The organism is Flavobacterium sp. LHD-85 (genome assembly GCF_030929595.1).
Classification (GTDB): domain Bacteria; phylum Bacteroidota; class Bacteroidia; order Flavobacteriales; family Flavobacteriaceae; genus Flavobacterium.
Genome location: NZ_JAVFVR010000016.1, coordinates 32,116 through 48,902, shown reverse-complemented (window position 1 = coordinate 48,902; position 16,787 = coordinate 32,116). Strand labels below are relative to the sequence as shown.

The window sequence follows — 16,787 nt, the reverse complement described above, 5'->3', positions numbered from 1 at the left end:
TTAAAAAAAATGAAAGTATATACAAAAACAGGCGACAAAGGCACAACGGCACTTTTTGGAGGAACTCGCGTACCAAAAGACCATATCAGAATTGACAGTTACGGAACTGTTGACGAACTAAATTCTTATATCGGATTAATCCGCGATCAAGAAATGGATTCGCATTACAAAACTATTTTAATCGAAATTCAAGACCGTCTTTTTACAGTTGGTGCCATTTTGGCAACTCCTCAAGAAAAAGAAGTTTTAAAAAACGGAAAACTTCGTTTGGAAAATCTAGGCATAATCGATTCGGATATTGAATTATTAGAAAACGAAATAGACAAAATGGACGAAAGCCTTCCGCCAATGACGCATTTTGTTTTGCCTGGAGGACACCCAACCGTGTCACATTGTCATATAGCACGCTGTATTTGTCGTCGTGCAGAGCGTTTAGCGGTGCATTTAAGTCATAATGAACACGTTCCTGAAATAGCAATTACATACTTAAACCGACTTTCTGACTACCTTTTTGTCTTGGCACGAAAGTTGTCCTCAGACTTAAAAGCGGACGAGGTGAAATGGATACCCAGAAAATAAATCTTCTGGAAATTCCAAATTTTTGAAATCCCAAATTCCAAGGAAAAAGTAAAAATCCAGGAATTTAAATTACATAATAAAGTTCCGAAACTAGGCGCTATAACTGCCTTTTTTGGGGTTTGGAATTTAAAAATTGGAATTTAGCAATTGACGTTCTTAAATTTTATTAAAATAAATCAAATTTTACTTGTCTTTTTCAGTAAAAAATTTATTTTTGCACAAACTAAACAGATAACAGATGTATTGGACATTAGAATTAGCATCTTATTTAAGTGATGCGCCATGGCCTGCTAACAAAGATGAACTTATAGACTACGCTATCAGAGCAGGTGCTCCATTAGAAGTAGTAGAAAACCTTCAATCAATCGAAGACGAAGGTGAGATATATGAATCAATGGAAGAAATTTGGCCTGATTATCCAACAGACGAAGATTATCTTTGGAATGAGGATGAATATTAAAAAATAAACCAAAGGAAAAAGTCTCTCATCATGGAGACTTTTTTTTTGGTTCAAATACATATTATATAATAAAGAAATACAATAAATCATGAGTTTCATAAACAGTATTATTAAAGTCTTTGTCGGCGATAAGTCGCAGAAAGATGTCAAAGCTTTACAACCTTACTTAAACAAAATCAAGACATTCGAAGCTCCTCTAATGAGTCTATCAAACGATGAGTTAAGAGCTAGAACCGTTTATTTTAAAGATAGAATAAAAGATGCTAGAGCTGATAAAGATGCAAAAATTGCTTCGCTTAAAGCGGAAGTAGAAAACATCGAAGACATCGATAAAAGAGAAGACATTTATGATGCTATAGATACTCTTGAAAAAGAGGCTTACGAAATCTCTGAAAAAACTTTATTGGAAATTCTTCCAGAAGCGTTTTCTGTAGTTAAAGAAACTGCTCGCCGTTTTAAAGAAAACTCTCATATTGAAGTTACTGCAACTCCAAAAGACCGCGAATTCTCAGCAACAAAATCATACATTTCTATTGAAGGCGACAAAGCTGTTTGGGCTAACAAATGGAATGCTGCTGGAAAAGACATTACTTGGGACATGATTCATTATGATGTTCAGTTAATTGGTGGTATGGTATTGCACGAAGGTAAAGTTGCCGAAATGCAAACGGGTGAAGGTAAAACTTTAGTTGCTACACTTCCGCTTTACTTAAACGCTTTGACAGGAAATGGAGTTCACTTAGTAACGGTGAATGACTACTTAGCAAAACGTGATAGCACGTGGAAAGCGCCTTTATTCGAATTCCACGGTTTATCTGTTGACTGTATCGATAATCACCAGCCAAGTACAGAGCAAAGAAAGAAAGCATACGACGCCGATATCACTTACGGAACTAACAACGAGTTTGGTTTTGACTACTTAAGAGATAACATGGCACACTCGCCTAGCGATTTAGTGCAGAGAAAACACAATTTCGCGATTGTCGACGAGGTTGACTCTGTATTAATTGATGATGCTAGAACTCCGCTTATCATTTCTGGTCCAGTTCCTCAAGGAGATCGTCATGAATTCAACGAATTGAAACCAAAAATTGAAAACTTAGTTGCACAACAACGTCAGTTAGCAAATGGTTTCTTAGCTGAAGCTAAAAAATTAATCAAAGAAGGAAATACTAAAGACGGAGGTTTCTTATTATTAAGAGCTTACAGATCTTTACCTAAAAATAAAGCATTAATTAAATTTTTAAGTGAAGAAGGAATTAAACAATTGCTTCAAAAAACTGAAAATCAATATATGCAAGACAACAATCGCGAAATGCATAAAGTGGACGAAGCTTTGTATTTTGTGATTGAAGAGAAAAACAATCAAGTAGAATTAACAGACAATGGTATTAAATACCTTTCTGGAGATACAGATGCCGATTTCTTCGTTTTACCAGATATTGGAACAGAAATCGCTGCGATTGAAAAACAAAAATTAGACAAAGACGCGGAAGCGGAAGCTAAAGAAAGATTATTCCAAGATTTTGGAGTAAAAAGCGAGCGTATCCATACTCTTACTCAGCTTTTAAAAGCATATGCTTTATTCGAAAAAGATGTTGAGTACGTTATCATGGACAACAAAATTATGATTGTCGATGAGCAAACAGGTCGTATCATGGACGGACGTCGTTACTCTGACGGTCTTCACCAAGCGATCGAAGCTAAAGAAAATGTAAAAATCGAAGCTGCAACTCAAACTTTTGCAACTGTTACATTACAGAATTACTTCAGAATGTACAACAAACTGGCTGGTATGACTGGTACAGCGGTTACAGAAGCAGGAGAGTTATGGCAGATTTATAAATTGGATGTTGTTGAAATTCCAACCAACCGTGGAATTGCAAGAATTGACAAAGAAGATTACATCTACAAAACAACACGTGAGAAATTCAACGCAGTTATTGAAGACGTTACTGAATTATCACAAGCTGGAAGACCAGTATTGATTGGAACAACTTCTGTAGAGATTTCAGAATTATTAAGCCGTATGCTTAAAATGAGAGGAATCACACACAACGTATTGAATGCTAAAATGCACAAGCAAGAAGCGCAAATCGTTGAAGAAGCTGGTAAAGCTGGAGTTGTAACCATTGCAACAAACATGGCTGGTCGTGGTACCGATATTAAATTATCTCCAGAAGTAAAAGCTGCGGGAGGTTTAGCAATCGTTGGTACAGAGCGTCATGATTCTCGTCGTGTAGACAGACAGTTACGTGGTCGTTCTGGTCGTCAAGGAGATCCAGGAAGTTCTCAATTCTATGTTTCTCTTGAAGATAACTTAATGCGTTTATTCGGTTCTGAAAGAGTTGCTAAAGTAATGGACAGAATGGGACTTAAAGAAGGTGAAGTTATTCAGCATTCTATGATGACTAAATCTATCGAACGTGCTCAGAAAAAAGTAGAAGAAAATAACTTTGGTGTTCGTAAACGTTTATTAGAATATGATGATGTAATGAACTCACAACGTGAAGTAGTTTACAAACGTCGTCGTCATGCATTGTTCGGAGAGCGTTTAAAACTGGATATTGCAAACATGCTTTATGATACTTGCGAATTAATTGTAAGCAACAGTAAAGTAGCAAATGATTTCAAAGGATTTGAATTTGATTTAATTCGTTATTTCGGAATAACATCTCCAATTTCTGAAGCTGATTTCTTAAAATTATCTGACATTGAAGTTACTGGAAAAGTGTATAAAGAAGCTTTAGCTTTCTATACTGAAAAAACAGAAAGAAGCGCTAGAGAAGCTTTCCCAATTATCAAAGGAGTTTACGAAGAGCCAAACAATCATTTCGAAAGAATTGTAGTTCCATTTACAGACGGAATCAAAACTTTGAATGTGGTAACTGACTTGAAAAAAGCTTACGAAAGCGAAGGTGCTCAATTAATCGCTGATTTTGAGAAAAACATCACGCTTTCTATTGTTGATGAAGCTTGGAAAAAACACTTGCGTAAAATGGACGAATTGAAACAATCTGTTCAATTGGCTGTTCACGAGCAAAAAGATCCATTGCTTATTTACAAATTGGAAGCTTTCAATTTGTTTAGAGGAATGTTAGACAACGTTAACAAAGAAGTAATTTCATTCTTATTCAAAGGTGATTTACCAGCTCAAAACGTTCCTGAAATTCACGAAGCAAGAGAAGTGGCTCGTCCAAAAGAAAATTTACAATTAAGTAAAGACGAAATTCCAAACAGCGAAAGCATCAACCGTGAGGCTGGAGAAACTCAACAACGCCAAGTTACTGAAACTATCGTTAGAGATATGCCAAAAATCAACAGAAATGATACTGTTGTAGTTCAAGAAGTTGCTACTGGTAAAACAGAAACAATGAAGTACAAAAAAGCTGAAGCTTTAATCGCTGCTGGAACTTGGGTTTTAATTAACTAATAATTTCTATTTCAAATAGCAAACATAAAAACCCGACAGATTTTGAAATCTGTCGGGTTTTTCTTTTCTAATGCTTCCAGTTGCTCTTTTTTTTATATTAAATGATAAAAATCCTTCTTGTAGATAATATTTAAAATGTATTTTTGCTCTCGAAAACAACGAAACCTATTTTGAAACGACTTTTCGTCATATTTCTTTCTTGCATGCTATTAGTCCCTTCTTTTGGCAGTTTCTTTGTTTATACCTCATTCAAATTAAATCAGGAAGAAATTTCTAAAACAATCTGTGTACAACGCAAAATGGTTTTCAACAGCTGTAATGGTCGTTGTGAACTTCAAAAAAGCTTAAAAAAATACGCAGATAACGAAAAAAGAATGCAAAACAATCTGAAAGAAAAAGCAGAAGTAGTTTACATTCAAACTTCAATCTTAAACAATTTCAAATTAACAGGACTTATTGAATCAAAAGCAAAAATTTTCACTTCATTCAATAAAAAACCTATTGCAATCGCAAATTCAATTTTTCATCCTCCATCCTATTTTATATAAATTTTAAAAAGTCAAAATTTCTAAGACTTGCAGTTCGCTTACGGCCTAAAGCCTATAGCTTACAGCTTTAATTCATATAATTCAAAATGAAAAAAATATACTTTACCCTATTAATCATAGGGCAATGTGTCTTTGCACAAAACAAAACCGAGCAAGACACAACAAAGCAGGAACTTGAAAATGTTTTTGTAACGGCAAATCGTACGGCAACTTTGAGAAAAGAAACTCCAGTTGCGATCAGTAAATTGACTGCAAAAACTATCAATGAAACCAAGGCTACAGCAGTTTACGAAATCATAAATAAAACTCCCGGAGTCTTAATGGTAAACCTAGGAAACGAACAGCACATGATGTCTATTCGCCAACCTATGACTACAAATGCCTATTATTTATATCTAGAAGACGGATTGCCAATTCGCCCAATGGGAATTTTCAACCACAATGCGTTATTGGAAATAAACCAATACAATCTGCAAAGTATTGAAGTTGTAAAAGGTCCCGTTTCTTCTCTATACGGGCCAGAAGCTGTTGGCGGAACTATCAATTTAATTTCGATAAAACCTCCCGTTGATCCTGAGTTTAAATTCGGGATCCAAGCTGATAATTATGGCTACAGAAGATTTCAGGCCGCAGGTGGCGCCACAATTGGAAAAGTCGGTTTTCATATTGCAGGAATTTCAAGTTTACAAGAAAATGGCTGGATGACCTATTCTGATTACAATAAAGATAATCTGAATGCTAGAATTGATTACAATATCTCGCCTTCTACTCGATTGATCAGTAATACGATGTATGGAAAATATTATTCAGACATGAGCGGAACTGTCAATGAGGAAGCTTTCAACAACAGAACTTATAAAAGCACTTCTGATTTCACGTATAGAAAATCTGATGCTTTGCGAACTCGTTTAACATTAGAACATGACTGGAATAGCAATTCTAGCAGTTACATTACAGCTTATTTGCGCGATAATAAATTAGGGCAAAATCCATCATACGGAATCAAATGGAGTCCGACAGTAAATCCGACAACAGCCAAGGGTGAAGTAAATTCGAATAACTTTAAAAGTTATGGCGCAATTGCACAGCACACTCAAAAATTTGATTTTTTAAACACCAAGCTTGTTGCAGGAGCTTTGTACGATTACTCTCCTGTCACCTATTGGTCGTATGTAATTGATTTAAAAGCCAATTTGAATCCAGGACAGCCAGGAAAACAAACGGTAGATTCATATGAAATAATTGCCGAACATCCCGATTCTAAACTTTCAGATTATACAGCCGATATTTTTAACACTGCGGGTTATGCGCAAATTAGCTTTAATCCAATCGAGAAATTAATTGTTACTGTTGGTGGACGTTATGACAATATGAAAGTGAATTACGATAATGCAATTGATCTTTCTACAGGAAGCAAAGTATATGATAAATTTACTTTTAAAGCTGGAGCTAATTACAATCCTGTAGAATTTGCGGGGTTTTATGGCAATTACTCACAAGGTTTTGCACCTCCTGGGATTACTTCAATTTTCAGAGCCAAACCGGGAACTGGCGGTACATCAGGCGTTCCTGCCCAATTTTATTACAATCTAAAACCAGCAGATTTTGATAATTATGAAATTGGCGGATGGCTTTCTTTCTTCGAAAATAAGCTAAACCTTGATTATGCTTTTTATTATATGGAAGGCAAAAATGAATTGCTAAATATCAAACTTCCAGATAATTCAACCGATTATCGTTCGGCTGGAGAAACGCGTCATAAAGGAATTGAGTTTGGAGCTTCATACAGACCTTCAAAACAATTCAATATTCGTCTTGGCGGTACTTATGCACAGCATACTTATATTGATTTTAAACTTTCAGACAAACAATCAGATCCAATACAAGATTTAAACGGAAAAGAAATGCCGTCTGCTCCAAAATGGTCTGGAAATTCAGAAGTAAGTTATTATCCAAACTGGCTTCCAAATTTAAGGACTTCAATCGAATGGCAACTCGTAGGAAGTTATTATCAAGATCAAATCAATACGGTAAAATATGACGGCTACAATATTTTCAATGCCAGAATTGGTTACCAATGGAAAAAAATTGAGGTTTACGGAAATGTGCTAAATCTCACTGACAAATTATACGCCTACAATGTCACAAGAACAAATGTTGCCAATGCACAGCCAACTTACACAGCTGCAGCACCTAGAACTTTTGTATTCGGAATTCAATATAATTTTTCATTAAAAAAGTAAAGAATGAATAAAGAAAACAATAAAAAATCTTTGAAAAAAGATTCCAAATTCATCAAAAAAGTCAAACAACACATGTACAAATGGCATCGTGTTATTGGGTTGATTACAATTGTTCCTGTAATTTTCTGGACATTTTCTGGTTTGATGCATCCATTTATGGCGCACTTTTTCAAACCTGAAATTGCTCATGACAAAATCGAACAAGCCATTATCGATAAAAATCAATTGCATTATTCTATTCAGGAAGTTTTACTGAAAAATGAAATATCGCAATTCAAAAATTTTAGAATTGTCACTTTTAATAATTCAACTTATTATCAAGTAAAAACTATTCTTGGCGAGCTTTGGTATTATGATGCCTCAAATGCTAAAAAACTAGAAAACGGAGATCAAAAATACGCTGAATGGCTGTCTCGTTATTTCTTAGATGACCAAAAAAATCCTGTAAAACACAGCGAAGTTGTAACCGAATTTACCTCACAATACAAATATGTAAATCGTTATTTACCCATTTATAAATTAAGTTTTGATCGCCCAGATGGCATGCAAGTATATGTAGAAACCTCATCTAGTAAATTGGCAACCTATAACCCAATTTCTCGACAAGCTTTTATCTGGTTTTTCGACACTTTTCATAATTGGTCGTTTATAGATGCCATAAGCAATAATAGTATCAGAATTATTACAATGATCATCTTATTGTCAATTATTGGGTTTTCTGCCTTGAGCGGGATTCTAATCTATGGTTTGCTTTGGAAACAATTTAAGAAAACGGATAATTTAGCACCAAAAAAAGGATTGAGAAAATACCATCGTCAAATTGGAATCTGTATTTCACTTTTCACTTTGACTTTTGCTTTTAGCGGTGCCTATCATGCGACTACAAAATGGGCGCCTTACACGTTATCGCAAATGGTTTACGAACCGACTTTTGTGACCAAAGAAACTCCTGGTGCAAATAATAATCTTAATTTAGATTCGAATCGTTTTCAAAACATTAGCTTAATTACGCTGAATGACACTATTTATTACAGATGTCAATTGCTTGAAAAAGAAACAAAAAGGTTCAAAATACCAAAATCAGATTCGAAATGGGATAAAAAAGAAAAATCAAAATCTGAGGTGGTTTACATTAATGCAACAACAAATAAAGTTGCACCAAATCTCGATTTGGAATATGCTGAGTTTTTAGCTTATTATTTTACTGACGGAGCTCCAAAAGCTTCTTGTTGCGAAATGATTGATACTTCAGAAGATGATTCTCAACCTTCTTTTGAAAATATAAAATTGCTTGAGTCAAAAGTTTTAACCGATTTTGATAGTAGAGAATATGGTTTTGTAAACAAAAGGCTTCCGGTAGTAAAGCTAGCCTATGACACGCCAGAAAAAACAACTTATTTTATCGAAACTTCAACATCAAGGTTGGCTGCGGTTGTCAATAATTCAGATCGAGTTGAAGGTTATTCTTTTGCTATTCTTCACAAATTTTTATTTATGGATTGGGCTGGGAAAAATATTCGGGATTTAGCGACTGTTTTGGTCGCGCTTTCAATTTTAATTGTAAGTATTTTAGGTTTTATTCTTTTCCTGAAAAAGTAAATTTTAAGATGCTAAGATTCTGAGATACTAAGTTTTTTTCTTAGAACCTTAGAATCTTAGCATCTTAGAATCTTAAAAAAATTTATCTTGGGTTATCTTGATAATAACGCTCTTCAATTCGCTTTATATCTTTTATAGAGTTTTTCGCCCATAGCAAACGTTTAACTAAAATTTCTTCTTCAGACAATTTCCAATCGATATCAGATCTTCTAAGTCTATTCGTTAAGCTTTGAATGATAATTGCTGCAGAAACAGAAATATTTAAACTTTCTGTGAAACCAACCATTGGTATTTTTAAGAAACCATCGGCATTGTCCATAATTTCTTGTGACAAACCTTCTTTTTCTGTTCCGAAAAATAAGGCGCTTGGTTTTGTAATATCGAAATCTTCCAACATACAGTCTTTTTCGTGCGGAGTTGTCGCAATAATTTGATATCCTTTACTTTTTAAATCAGAAAGACATCCTGAAACCGAATCAAATCGATTGATATCAACCCATTTTTGCGCACCTAAAGCAATTTCTTTATCGATTCTTTTTCCAAAACGCTGCTCAATTACATTTAATTCCTGAATTCCAAAAACTTCGCAGCTTCGCATTACCGCGCTTGTATTGTGCATCTGATAAACATCTTCTACTGCAACTGTAAAATGTTTTGTTCTATTTTCTAGTACTTTTAAAAAATTAGCTTTTCTATTATCAGTTAATATGTTTTCTAAGAATGCGAGATAATCTAAATCAATCATTTTATTTAAGTTTGGCGCAAAAATACATAAATAATAGAGAAAGAAGAATCCAACTAAATTTTCAACGCGCTAAATCTTCAATGAAATTGGCATTAAGCTTTTCGTGAAGTACATTAACTTCATCCAAATTAACAGACAAAACATCATCTTTATATGAATCTCCAACGAAAGCAGCATTTTCATTTTTAGAATGTTTTTTAAGTCGTTCCAACATTAGATTTATTTCGTTTTCAGAAAAATCGACATCAATAAAAGATATAAATCGTTCTATAACATTTTTCATTCCATCATTATAATTAAGCATAATTACATTGCGATCAATTTCATAAAAATCTAGAAAACCTTGAAAATATCTTTCTAAAACCAAAGCTTGATATTGCTGAAAACTTGTCTCTTGAATTTCTTTAAAAGTAATTCCAAAAACACTAGGCGGAATTAAATTAGGCACCATATGCATTCCTGCCATTTTCTGATGCGATCTTAGAACCTCTCCTGGATTTCGATACAATAAAGCAAAAGGAATTTCAGGAAAAATCGACCTAAGATAAGAAGCCTTAAAAATACTCCACGCATCCAATTTTACAATAAGATTCTTTTGTTCTCCAAATCTCTTTTGCCCAAGCAATCTAATAACCGATTCGAGCAAAACCGTTCTGGTATCTTCATCAAAAAAATCACTTCTTAAAATCTCGTCAATAATAGGAGCCTCAGAAACCATAACATTTTCAGCTGAAGTCGCCAGAGACTGACTCAACATAGTCGATCCACATCTTGATACATGAAAAACCAATCCTTTCAATTCAACAAAATCAAGTTCTTTAGACCAATCAATCAGATTTTCTGCTGTACTAATTAATTTAAACGGCTTTGAATTATAGCTGTGACTTTTACATTTCACAATTGTTTCTTCAAAAAAAGGATCTGCAAAAGGAATATCCGCGAAATAAATCCATTCAAAATAAACTTCATTCTCTCTTTCAATCAATTTAATCGGAATCCAATTTGCAATACAATCTTTTAGATTTTCCATTTTTTATAAATTCATTTGTGATTGAAGCTCGGCAATAATCTTAGCATTAGTTTCAGATGGATTTCTTGAAAGCTCATCAATAATCTGCTGTTTTACGTCATCTGAATATTGTTTCTTGGGCACAAAATTCACATCAAAACCCATTTTAGAAAACAATTCATCAGACCAGTCATTTCTTATGCAATCCAATGTTAAGTGAATCCTAGGTTCCGAACTTTTATTTTGAACACTATGCGGCAATTGAAAATTAGCATACCAGCACTCTCCCATTTTCATTGGAACTAGTTTTTTATCTACATAAAAATAAACTTCAGAATTGGTAATTATAGGAACATGAATCCTAAAAAAACCATCTTCATAAGAGGTATCATTATCACAATGCTCTTTGATCTCGCTATCAGGACCGAGCCTTAATAATCTCACTGCTTCTTTTTCGCATTCAAACCAATCCATTATTTCTTTAAAATACGGACAGCTGTCAAGCAAAGGCGTATTTTTATATTCTTTATCTGCAAAAGAAAGTATATCGGTTTCCAAACCAGATTGCGATCGCAAAGAAACACTTGTCCATTTCCCTTCGTAACGATTGATATTAAAATGCGGTGTCCATAAATTGGTCTCGCAAGTCACTAAATCATTTTGAAGTTTTTCTATCGAAAAAGAAATGGGAAGCTGACAAGAAGAAGGATTCATAAGCCTTAAAAATTTAAATTGCTAATTATAAAATTGTACAGTTTATGGGCAGAGGCAGAAACCGTTTCAGAATCTGTTTTTAAGACCAAATCTGCTTTTTCTGGAATTTCAAAAACATCACTTATCCCCGTAAAACTTCTAATTTTATTTTGATCATGGTCTGGCAATAATGCTCTTTTGTACAACCCTTTTGGATCTCTTTCAATCAAATTAGCAATAGAACAATCTAGAAATACTGTTTTTACAAATTCAAAAGTTCTTAATTCATTTCTAACATTTTCATAAGGATTTATAACTGACATCAAAACGATTTTATTTTCCTTGATCAAACTTCTACCAACGTTAAAAAGACGTCTTACATTTTCGCAGCGATCTTCTTTAGAAAATCCCAAATCTTTACAGATTGTCTGCCTGTAAACATCGCCATCTACTATTTCTGCTTCGTAATTGTTTTGAAGCAGCAGATGCCGGACATTTTCCGCCAGTGTGGTTTTTCCTGAACCTGACAGCCCTGTAAACTGAATTAAAATCATACTGAATCACTTTTACCAAACAGAACATTAAAATTAAACAATTCAGAAAGAGAGACAAAGCGTATAAACCCCCATTATTTTATCCAAAAAATTGCAGTCTCTCCTTACTATTTACTAAACATTTGAATAAAGAAATCACTATTTTTATCTTTTAAAAAACTAAGAATGAAAAAGAAACTTGTTGTTTTAACAGGAGCAGGAATCAGTGCCGAAAGCGGCATTAAGACTTTTCGCGATAGCGATGGTTTATGGGAAGGACATGATGTTATGGAAGTTGCCACTCCAGAAGGCTGGCATAAAAATCAGGAATTGGTTCTAGATTTTTACAATAAAAGACGCCAACAGTTAAAAGAAGTAAATCCGAATTTGGGTCATATTATTTTGGCTGAATTGGAGAAAGACTTCGACGTGCAGATTATCACTCAAAACGTTGACGATCTTCATGAACGCGCAGGAAGCACAAACGTTTTGCATTTGCATGGCGAATTGCTAAAAGTACGAAGCACTCAAAATAAAAACCTGATTTTAGATTGGACAGAAGATTTGCTTACTGGAGATTTTGATGCAAACGGACATCAATTGCGCCCACATATTGTTTGGTTTGGCGAAGAAGTTCCTGCACTCGAGGAAGCCATTGACATTACCGAAACTGCAGATTATTTTGCTGTTATTGGCACTTCATTACAAGTTTATCCTGCTGCTGGATTAATTTCTTATACTCCAAGCACAACTCCTGTTTTTTATATAGATCCAAAACCTATTTCAATTCCGAACCTTCGCAATAAAGTTGAAACCATTGCCAAATTTGCTTCTGAAGGGGTTGCCGATTTGAGAGAAAAACTAAAATCGATTTAAGCACATCATTTATTGAACACAAATTTCACAAATTGACACGAATCTTTTGTATTATCTATCAAGTAGCAAAAAAATCCGTGTCAATTTGTGAAATTTGTGTTTTGTATTCTTTTTTACCTTTTAAAATGCCTTCAATTGACTTTAGAATAACTTTTAATCCGCAAATTCTATTTATATTTGCACCTTTCGAAAAACAACATAACAATGACTACTCTAAACGAATTGAATGCTATATCGCCAATTGACGGAAGATATAGAAATAAAACTCAAAATTTAGCACCTTTCTTCTCTGAAGAAGCTTTAATAAAATACCGCGTTTTGGTTGAAGTGGAATACTTCATTGCTTTATGCCAAATTCCATTGCCTCAACTACAAGGTATTGATTCTAGTTTGTTTGAAAGCTTGAGAAACATCTACAAAAACTTCTCAACTGAAGATGCACTTTGGATTAAAGAAACAGAAAAAGTAACCAACCACGACGTAAAAGCGGTTGAATACTTTATAAAAGATGCTTTTGAGAAATTAGGTTTATCTCAATACAAAGAGTTCATTCACTTCGGATTAACGTCTCAAGATATTAATAACACTGCCATTCCGCTTTCTACAAAAGAAGCGTTTGAGCAAGTTTATATGCCGACTTTAATTGCTGTAATTGCAAAATTAAAAGAATTAAGTGTTGAATGGAAAGATATTCCAATGTTAGCTCGCACGCACGGACAGCCAGCTTCTCCTACTCGTTTAGGAAAAGAAATTTTGGTTTTCGTAGAGCGTTTAGAAGAGCAAATGCGTTTGTTGTTCAATATTCCGTTTGCAGCTAAATTTGGAGGAGCAACAGGAAACTTTAATGCGCACCACGTAGCATACCCACAAATTGACTGGAAACAATTCGGAAACAAATTTGTTGAAACAGATCTTGGTTTAAAACATTCTTTCCCAACCACTCAAATTGAACACTACGATCATTTCGCTGCTTTCTTTGATGCTTTAAAAAGAATCAACACCATTATCATCGATTTAGATCGTGATATCTGGACGTATGTTTCGATGGATTATTTCAAACAAAAAATCAAAGCTGGAGAAATTGGTTCTTCTGCAATGCCGCACAAAGTAAACCCAATTGATTTTGAAAATTCTGAAGGAAACTTAGGAATTGCGAATGCTATTTTCGAGCATTTAGCGGCAAAATTACCAGTTTCAAGATTACAGCGTGATTTAACAGACAGTACTGTTTTGCGCAATGTTGGTGTTCCTTTCGGACATACTATTATTGCTTTTGAAGCAACTTTAAAAGGCTTGAACAAATTGCTTTTAAACGAAAGTAAATTTGCTGAAGATTTAGAGAAAAACTGGGCAGTAGTTGCTGAAGCGATCCAAACTATTTTACGTCGCGAAGCATATCCAAATCCGTACGAAGCTTTAAAGGGTTTAACTAGAACAAATGAAGCAATCGACAAAAACGCAATTCACAATTTCATTGCAACCTTGGAAGTTTCAGATTCAGTTAGAGCAGAATTATTGGCTATAACTCCTAGCAATTACACAGGAATCTAAGAAAAATACCAAATATTTTACCAAAAAAAGCTATCTTTATCGAGATAGCTTTTTTTTATTAAATCCAGAGGCAAATCCAGATTACACTCCTTTTATTTTAATTGGAGCTAATGAATTTCATTTGAAACAAAAAGCTGGATCAGCCGCTAAAAAATACCACATTTTTATATGATTGCATTAAATGCCGCTGCAGAAACCACACACCACTTACAACCTTTAATTAGTGATTTAGGATTAATCCTAATGACTGCCGGAATTGCCGTTCTATTATTTAAAAGATTAAAACAACCTTTGGTTTTGGGTTACCTGATCGCAGGATTTTTGGCCGGAAACCATTTTGATTTTTTCCCATCTATCACCGACATGAAAAGTGTTGAAGTTTGGGCAGAAATTGGGGTTATATTTTTACTTTTTAGTTTAGGACTCGAATTCAGCTTTAAAAAACTAATGAAGGTTGGAGGAACTTCGTCTGTCACCGCCATAACCCAGATCTTGTTTATGACCGTAATTGGTTATGCAGTCGGACAATGGATGGGCTGGGGAAAAATGGACAGTATATTCTTGGGTGCAACACTTTCTATTTCGTCCACAACGATTATAATTAGAGCTTTTGATGAACTGGGTGTAAAAGGAAAAAAGTTTGTTGGAATTGTTTTTGGAGCTTTAATCGTAGAAGATATTGTTGCCATTTTAATGCTGGTTTTACTATCCACCATTGCTGTTAGCGATCAAGTTTCGGGAACTGCACTACTCCAATCTGTTTTAAAACTAGTTTTCTTTTTAATCATTTGGTTCTTAGGAGGAATCTTTATCATTCCGACTATTTTCAAAAAAGCAAAACACCTCTTAACCGACGAAATGCTATTGATTATCTCCTTAGCCTTATGTTTAATGATGGTAATTTTTGCTTCAAATGTTGGTTTTTCTCCGGCATTAGGCGCTTTCATCATGGGATCTATTATTGCTGAAACTACGATGGCAGAAAAAATCGAACATTTAATACAGCCTGTAAAAGATTTTTTTGGTGCCGTTTTCTTTGTATCGGTGGGAATGTTAATCAATCCGGTTACTTTAATTAATTATGCACTTCCGGTGGCTATAATTACTTTATTGACCATATTCGGAAAAGCCTTTAGTTCCTCTATTGGAGCATTAATTTCTGGCCAGCCTTTAAAACAATCGGTACAAACAGGAATGAGTTTGGCGCAAATTGGGGAGTTCTCGTTTATTATTGCCACTCTCGGAATGTCTTTAAAAGTTACAAGCGATTTCTTATACCCAATTATTGTGGCTGTATCTGCAATTACCACCTTTACTACTCCTTTTTTAATTAAATATTCGGAGAGCTTTGCTTTATATTTAGAGGCTAAAATGCCAAAAAGATGGGTTAAAAACATTAACCGTTATAGTGTGAATGCGCAAGCAATTAAGTCTGTCAGCACTTGGCAGATTGTTCTTCGTTCTTCGATTACACAAATAATTCTTCATACTATTATTATTACGGCTATTATATTATTGTCATCTAAATTTGTAGCGCCTTTGGTTGCCGATACAAGATTCGGAAATACTTTGGCTGCCTTGCTAACATTGGTTGTAATTGCACCATTTTTATGGGCGCTTTCACTTCGCCGAGTTAAAGTAGATGAAGTTGAAGCTCTTTGGGAAGAACGTAAATACCGTGGTGCACTTTTAATGCTGATCTTGATAAGAATGAGTCTCGGTCTATTCTTTGTCGGATTCTTATTAAATATTTTCTTCTCTCCTTTAGTGGCATTTATAGCGCTGATTATTGCAATTGGAGCTTATCAAATTTTCCCTAAAAAACTAAACGAGCAGTATCATAAAATCGAAAATCACTTTTTGAAAAACCTCAACGATCGTGAAAACAAAAAGATCGACAGAAGATATGCCAATTTAATGCCCTGGGACGGACACATGTCTTTCTTTGAAATTAAAAAAGAATCTAATTTAGTTGGACAAACTTTACAAGAACTCCGAATTCGCGAACAACTCGGAATAAATATTGCCTACATTAAACGAGGAGAAGTTACCATTCCGATTCCGACCAAAACCGAACGCTTATTTCCAGGCGACGAAATTTGCGTAATCGGAACTGATGCACAAATTGCAGAATTCACAAAATTCTTAACTCAAAACGAAACAGAACCGCCTACAAAAGTAGAAGAAACCGATATTGTTTTACGCCAGCTTGAAGTTTCTCAAGATGAATTTATCCAAAAAAGCATTGGCCAATTCAGAGCCAAAACAGACGGAATGGTTGTAGGAATTGAAAGAAATGGAAACCGTATCCTAAACCCAGAATCTAGTTTGATCCTAGAGAAAAATGATATTCTCTGGGTTGTAGGAGACAAGAAAAAAATGAATGCTTTGATGGCTTTTGAAGGTGCAAAGATTCAAAGGGACAGAGGTTCAAAGATCTCGTAGAAAATAAAAAGGCTGGGATTTTTCCAAATGGAAAAATCCCAGCCTTTAAACTTTGTCCCTCTGTCCCTTTGAA

Annotated in this window: 13 protein-coding genes; 9 read left to right on the top strand and 4 right to left on the bottom strand. The window is 34.5% G+C overall.

Annotation, left to right across the window (positions count from 1 at the left end):
- Positions 1–9: 9 nt before the first annotated feature.
- From RB618_RS20280 to RB618_RS20255, 6 genes are all read left to right on the top strand, one after another.
- Positions 10–579 (top strand): cob(I)yrinic acid a,c-diamide adenosyltransferase, encoded by a 570-nt coding sequence (locus RB618_RS20280; RefSeq protein ID WP_111378383.1) that lies wholly within the window; start codon positions 10–12, stop codon positions 577–579.
- A gap of 238 nt (positions 580–817) precedes the next feature.
- Entirely contained in the window at positions 818–1,039 is a 222-nt protein-coding gene (locus tag RB618_RS20275; RefSeq protein WP_007138072.1) for a DUF2795 domain-containing protein, read from the top strand.
- Positions 1,040–1,127: 88 nt separating this feature from the next.
- Positions 1,128–4,472 carry a preprotein translocase subunit SecA gene (gene secA / locus RB618_RS20270; protein WP_308070446.1) on the top strand — a complete coding sequence of 1,115 codons (3,345 nt, stop codon included), beginning with the start codon at positions 1,128–1,130 and terminating at the stop codon, positions 4,470–4,472.
- Between the two features lie 203 nt (positions 4,473–4,675).
- A complete protein-coding gene (locus RB618_RS20265; RefSeq protein ID WP_308070445.1) occupies positions 4,676–5,020 on the top strand; it encodes a hypothetical protein in 345 nt (114 codons plus the stop codon).
- Between the two features lie 86 nt (positions 5,021–5,106).
- The gene (locus RB618_RS20260; RefSeq protein WP_308070444.1) at positions 5,107–7,263 is read left to right on the top strand and encodes a TonB-dependent receptor; all 2,157 of its coding nucleotides are present in this window, start codon (positions 5,107–5,109) and stop codon (positions 7,261–7,263) included.
- A 3-nt stretch (positions 7,264–7,266) separates the two neighbouring features.
- Positions 7,267–8,862 (top strand): PepSY domain-containing protein, encoded by a 1,596-nt coding sequence (locus RB618_RS20255; protein WP_308070443.1) that lies wholly within the window; start codon positions 7,267–7,269, stop codon positions 8,860–8,862.
- 82 nt (positions 8,863–8,944) lie between these two features.
- On the opposite strand, the gene RB618_RS20250 is transcribed toward RB618_RS20255, so the two are convergent.
- The 4 genes from RB618_RS20250 to cysC all read right to left on the bottom strand — a co-directional run bounded on the left by RB618_RS20250 (position 8,945) and on the right by cysC (position 11,863).
- Positions 8,945–9,607, bottom strand: a complete 663-nt coding sequence (locus RB618_RS20250; RefSeq protein ID WP_308070442.1) for an RNA methyltransferase — start codon at positions 9,605–9,607, stop codon at positions 8,945–8,947.
- 61 nt (positions 9,608–9,668) lie between these two features.
- The gene (locus RB618_RS20245) at positions 9,669–10,637 is read right to left on the bottom strand and encodes a sulfotransferase family protein (protein ID WP_308070441.1); all 969 of its coding nucleotides are present in this window, start codon (positions 10,635–10,637) and stop codon (positions 9,669–9,671) included.
- A 3-nt stretch (positions 10,638–10,640) separates the two neighbouring features.
- Positions 10,641–11,330 carry an aspartyl/asparaginyl beta-hydroxylase domain-containing protein gene (locus tag RB618_RS20240; RefSeq protein WP_308070440.1) on the bottom strand — a complete coding sequence of 230 codons (690 nt, stop codon included), beginning with the start codon at positions 11,328–11,330 and terminating at the stop codon, positions 10,641–10,643.
- A gap of 5 nt (positions 11,331–11,335) precedes the next feature.
- Positions 11,336–11,863: an adenylyl-sulfate kinase gene (gene cysC, locus RB618_RS20235; RefSeq protein WP_308070439.1), complete on the bottom strand. Its 528-nt coding sequence runs from the start codon at positions 11,861–11,863 to the stop codon at positions 11,336–11,338.
- 165 nt (positions 11,864–12,028) lie between these two features.
- Here cysC and RB618_RS20230 point away from each other — a divergent pair, with 165 nt between their 5' ends.
- From RB618_RS20230 to RB618_RS20220, 3 genes are all read left to right on the top strand, one after another.
- Positions 12,029–12,718 (top strand): NAD-dependent deacylase, encoded by a 690-nt coding sequence (locus tag RB618_RS20230; protein ID WP_308070438.1) that lies wholly within the window; start codon positions 12,029–12,031, stop codon positions 12,716–12,718.
- Between the two features lie 204 nt (positions 12,719–12,922).
- Entirely contained in the window at positions 12,923–14,269 is a 1,347-nt protein-coding gene (purB, locus tag RB618_RS20225; RefSeq protein ID WP_308070437.1) for an adenylosuccinate lyase, read from the top strand.
- Between the two features lie 168 nt (positions 14,270–14,437).
- The gene (locus tag RB618_RS20220) at positions 14,438–16,714 is read left to right on the top strand and encodes a cation:proton antiporter (protein ID WP_308070436.1); all 2,277 of its coding nucleotides are present in this window, start codon (positions 14,438–14,440) and stop codon (positions 16,712–16,714) included.
- The last annotated feature ends 73 nt before the right edge of the window (positions 16,715–16,787 follow it).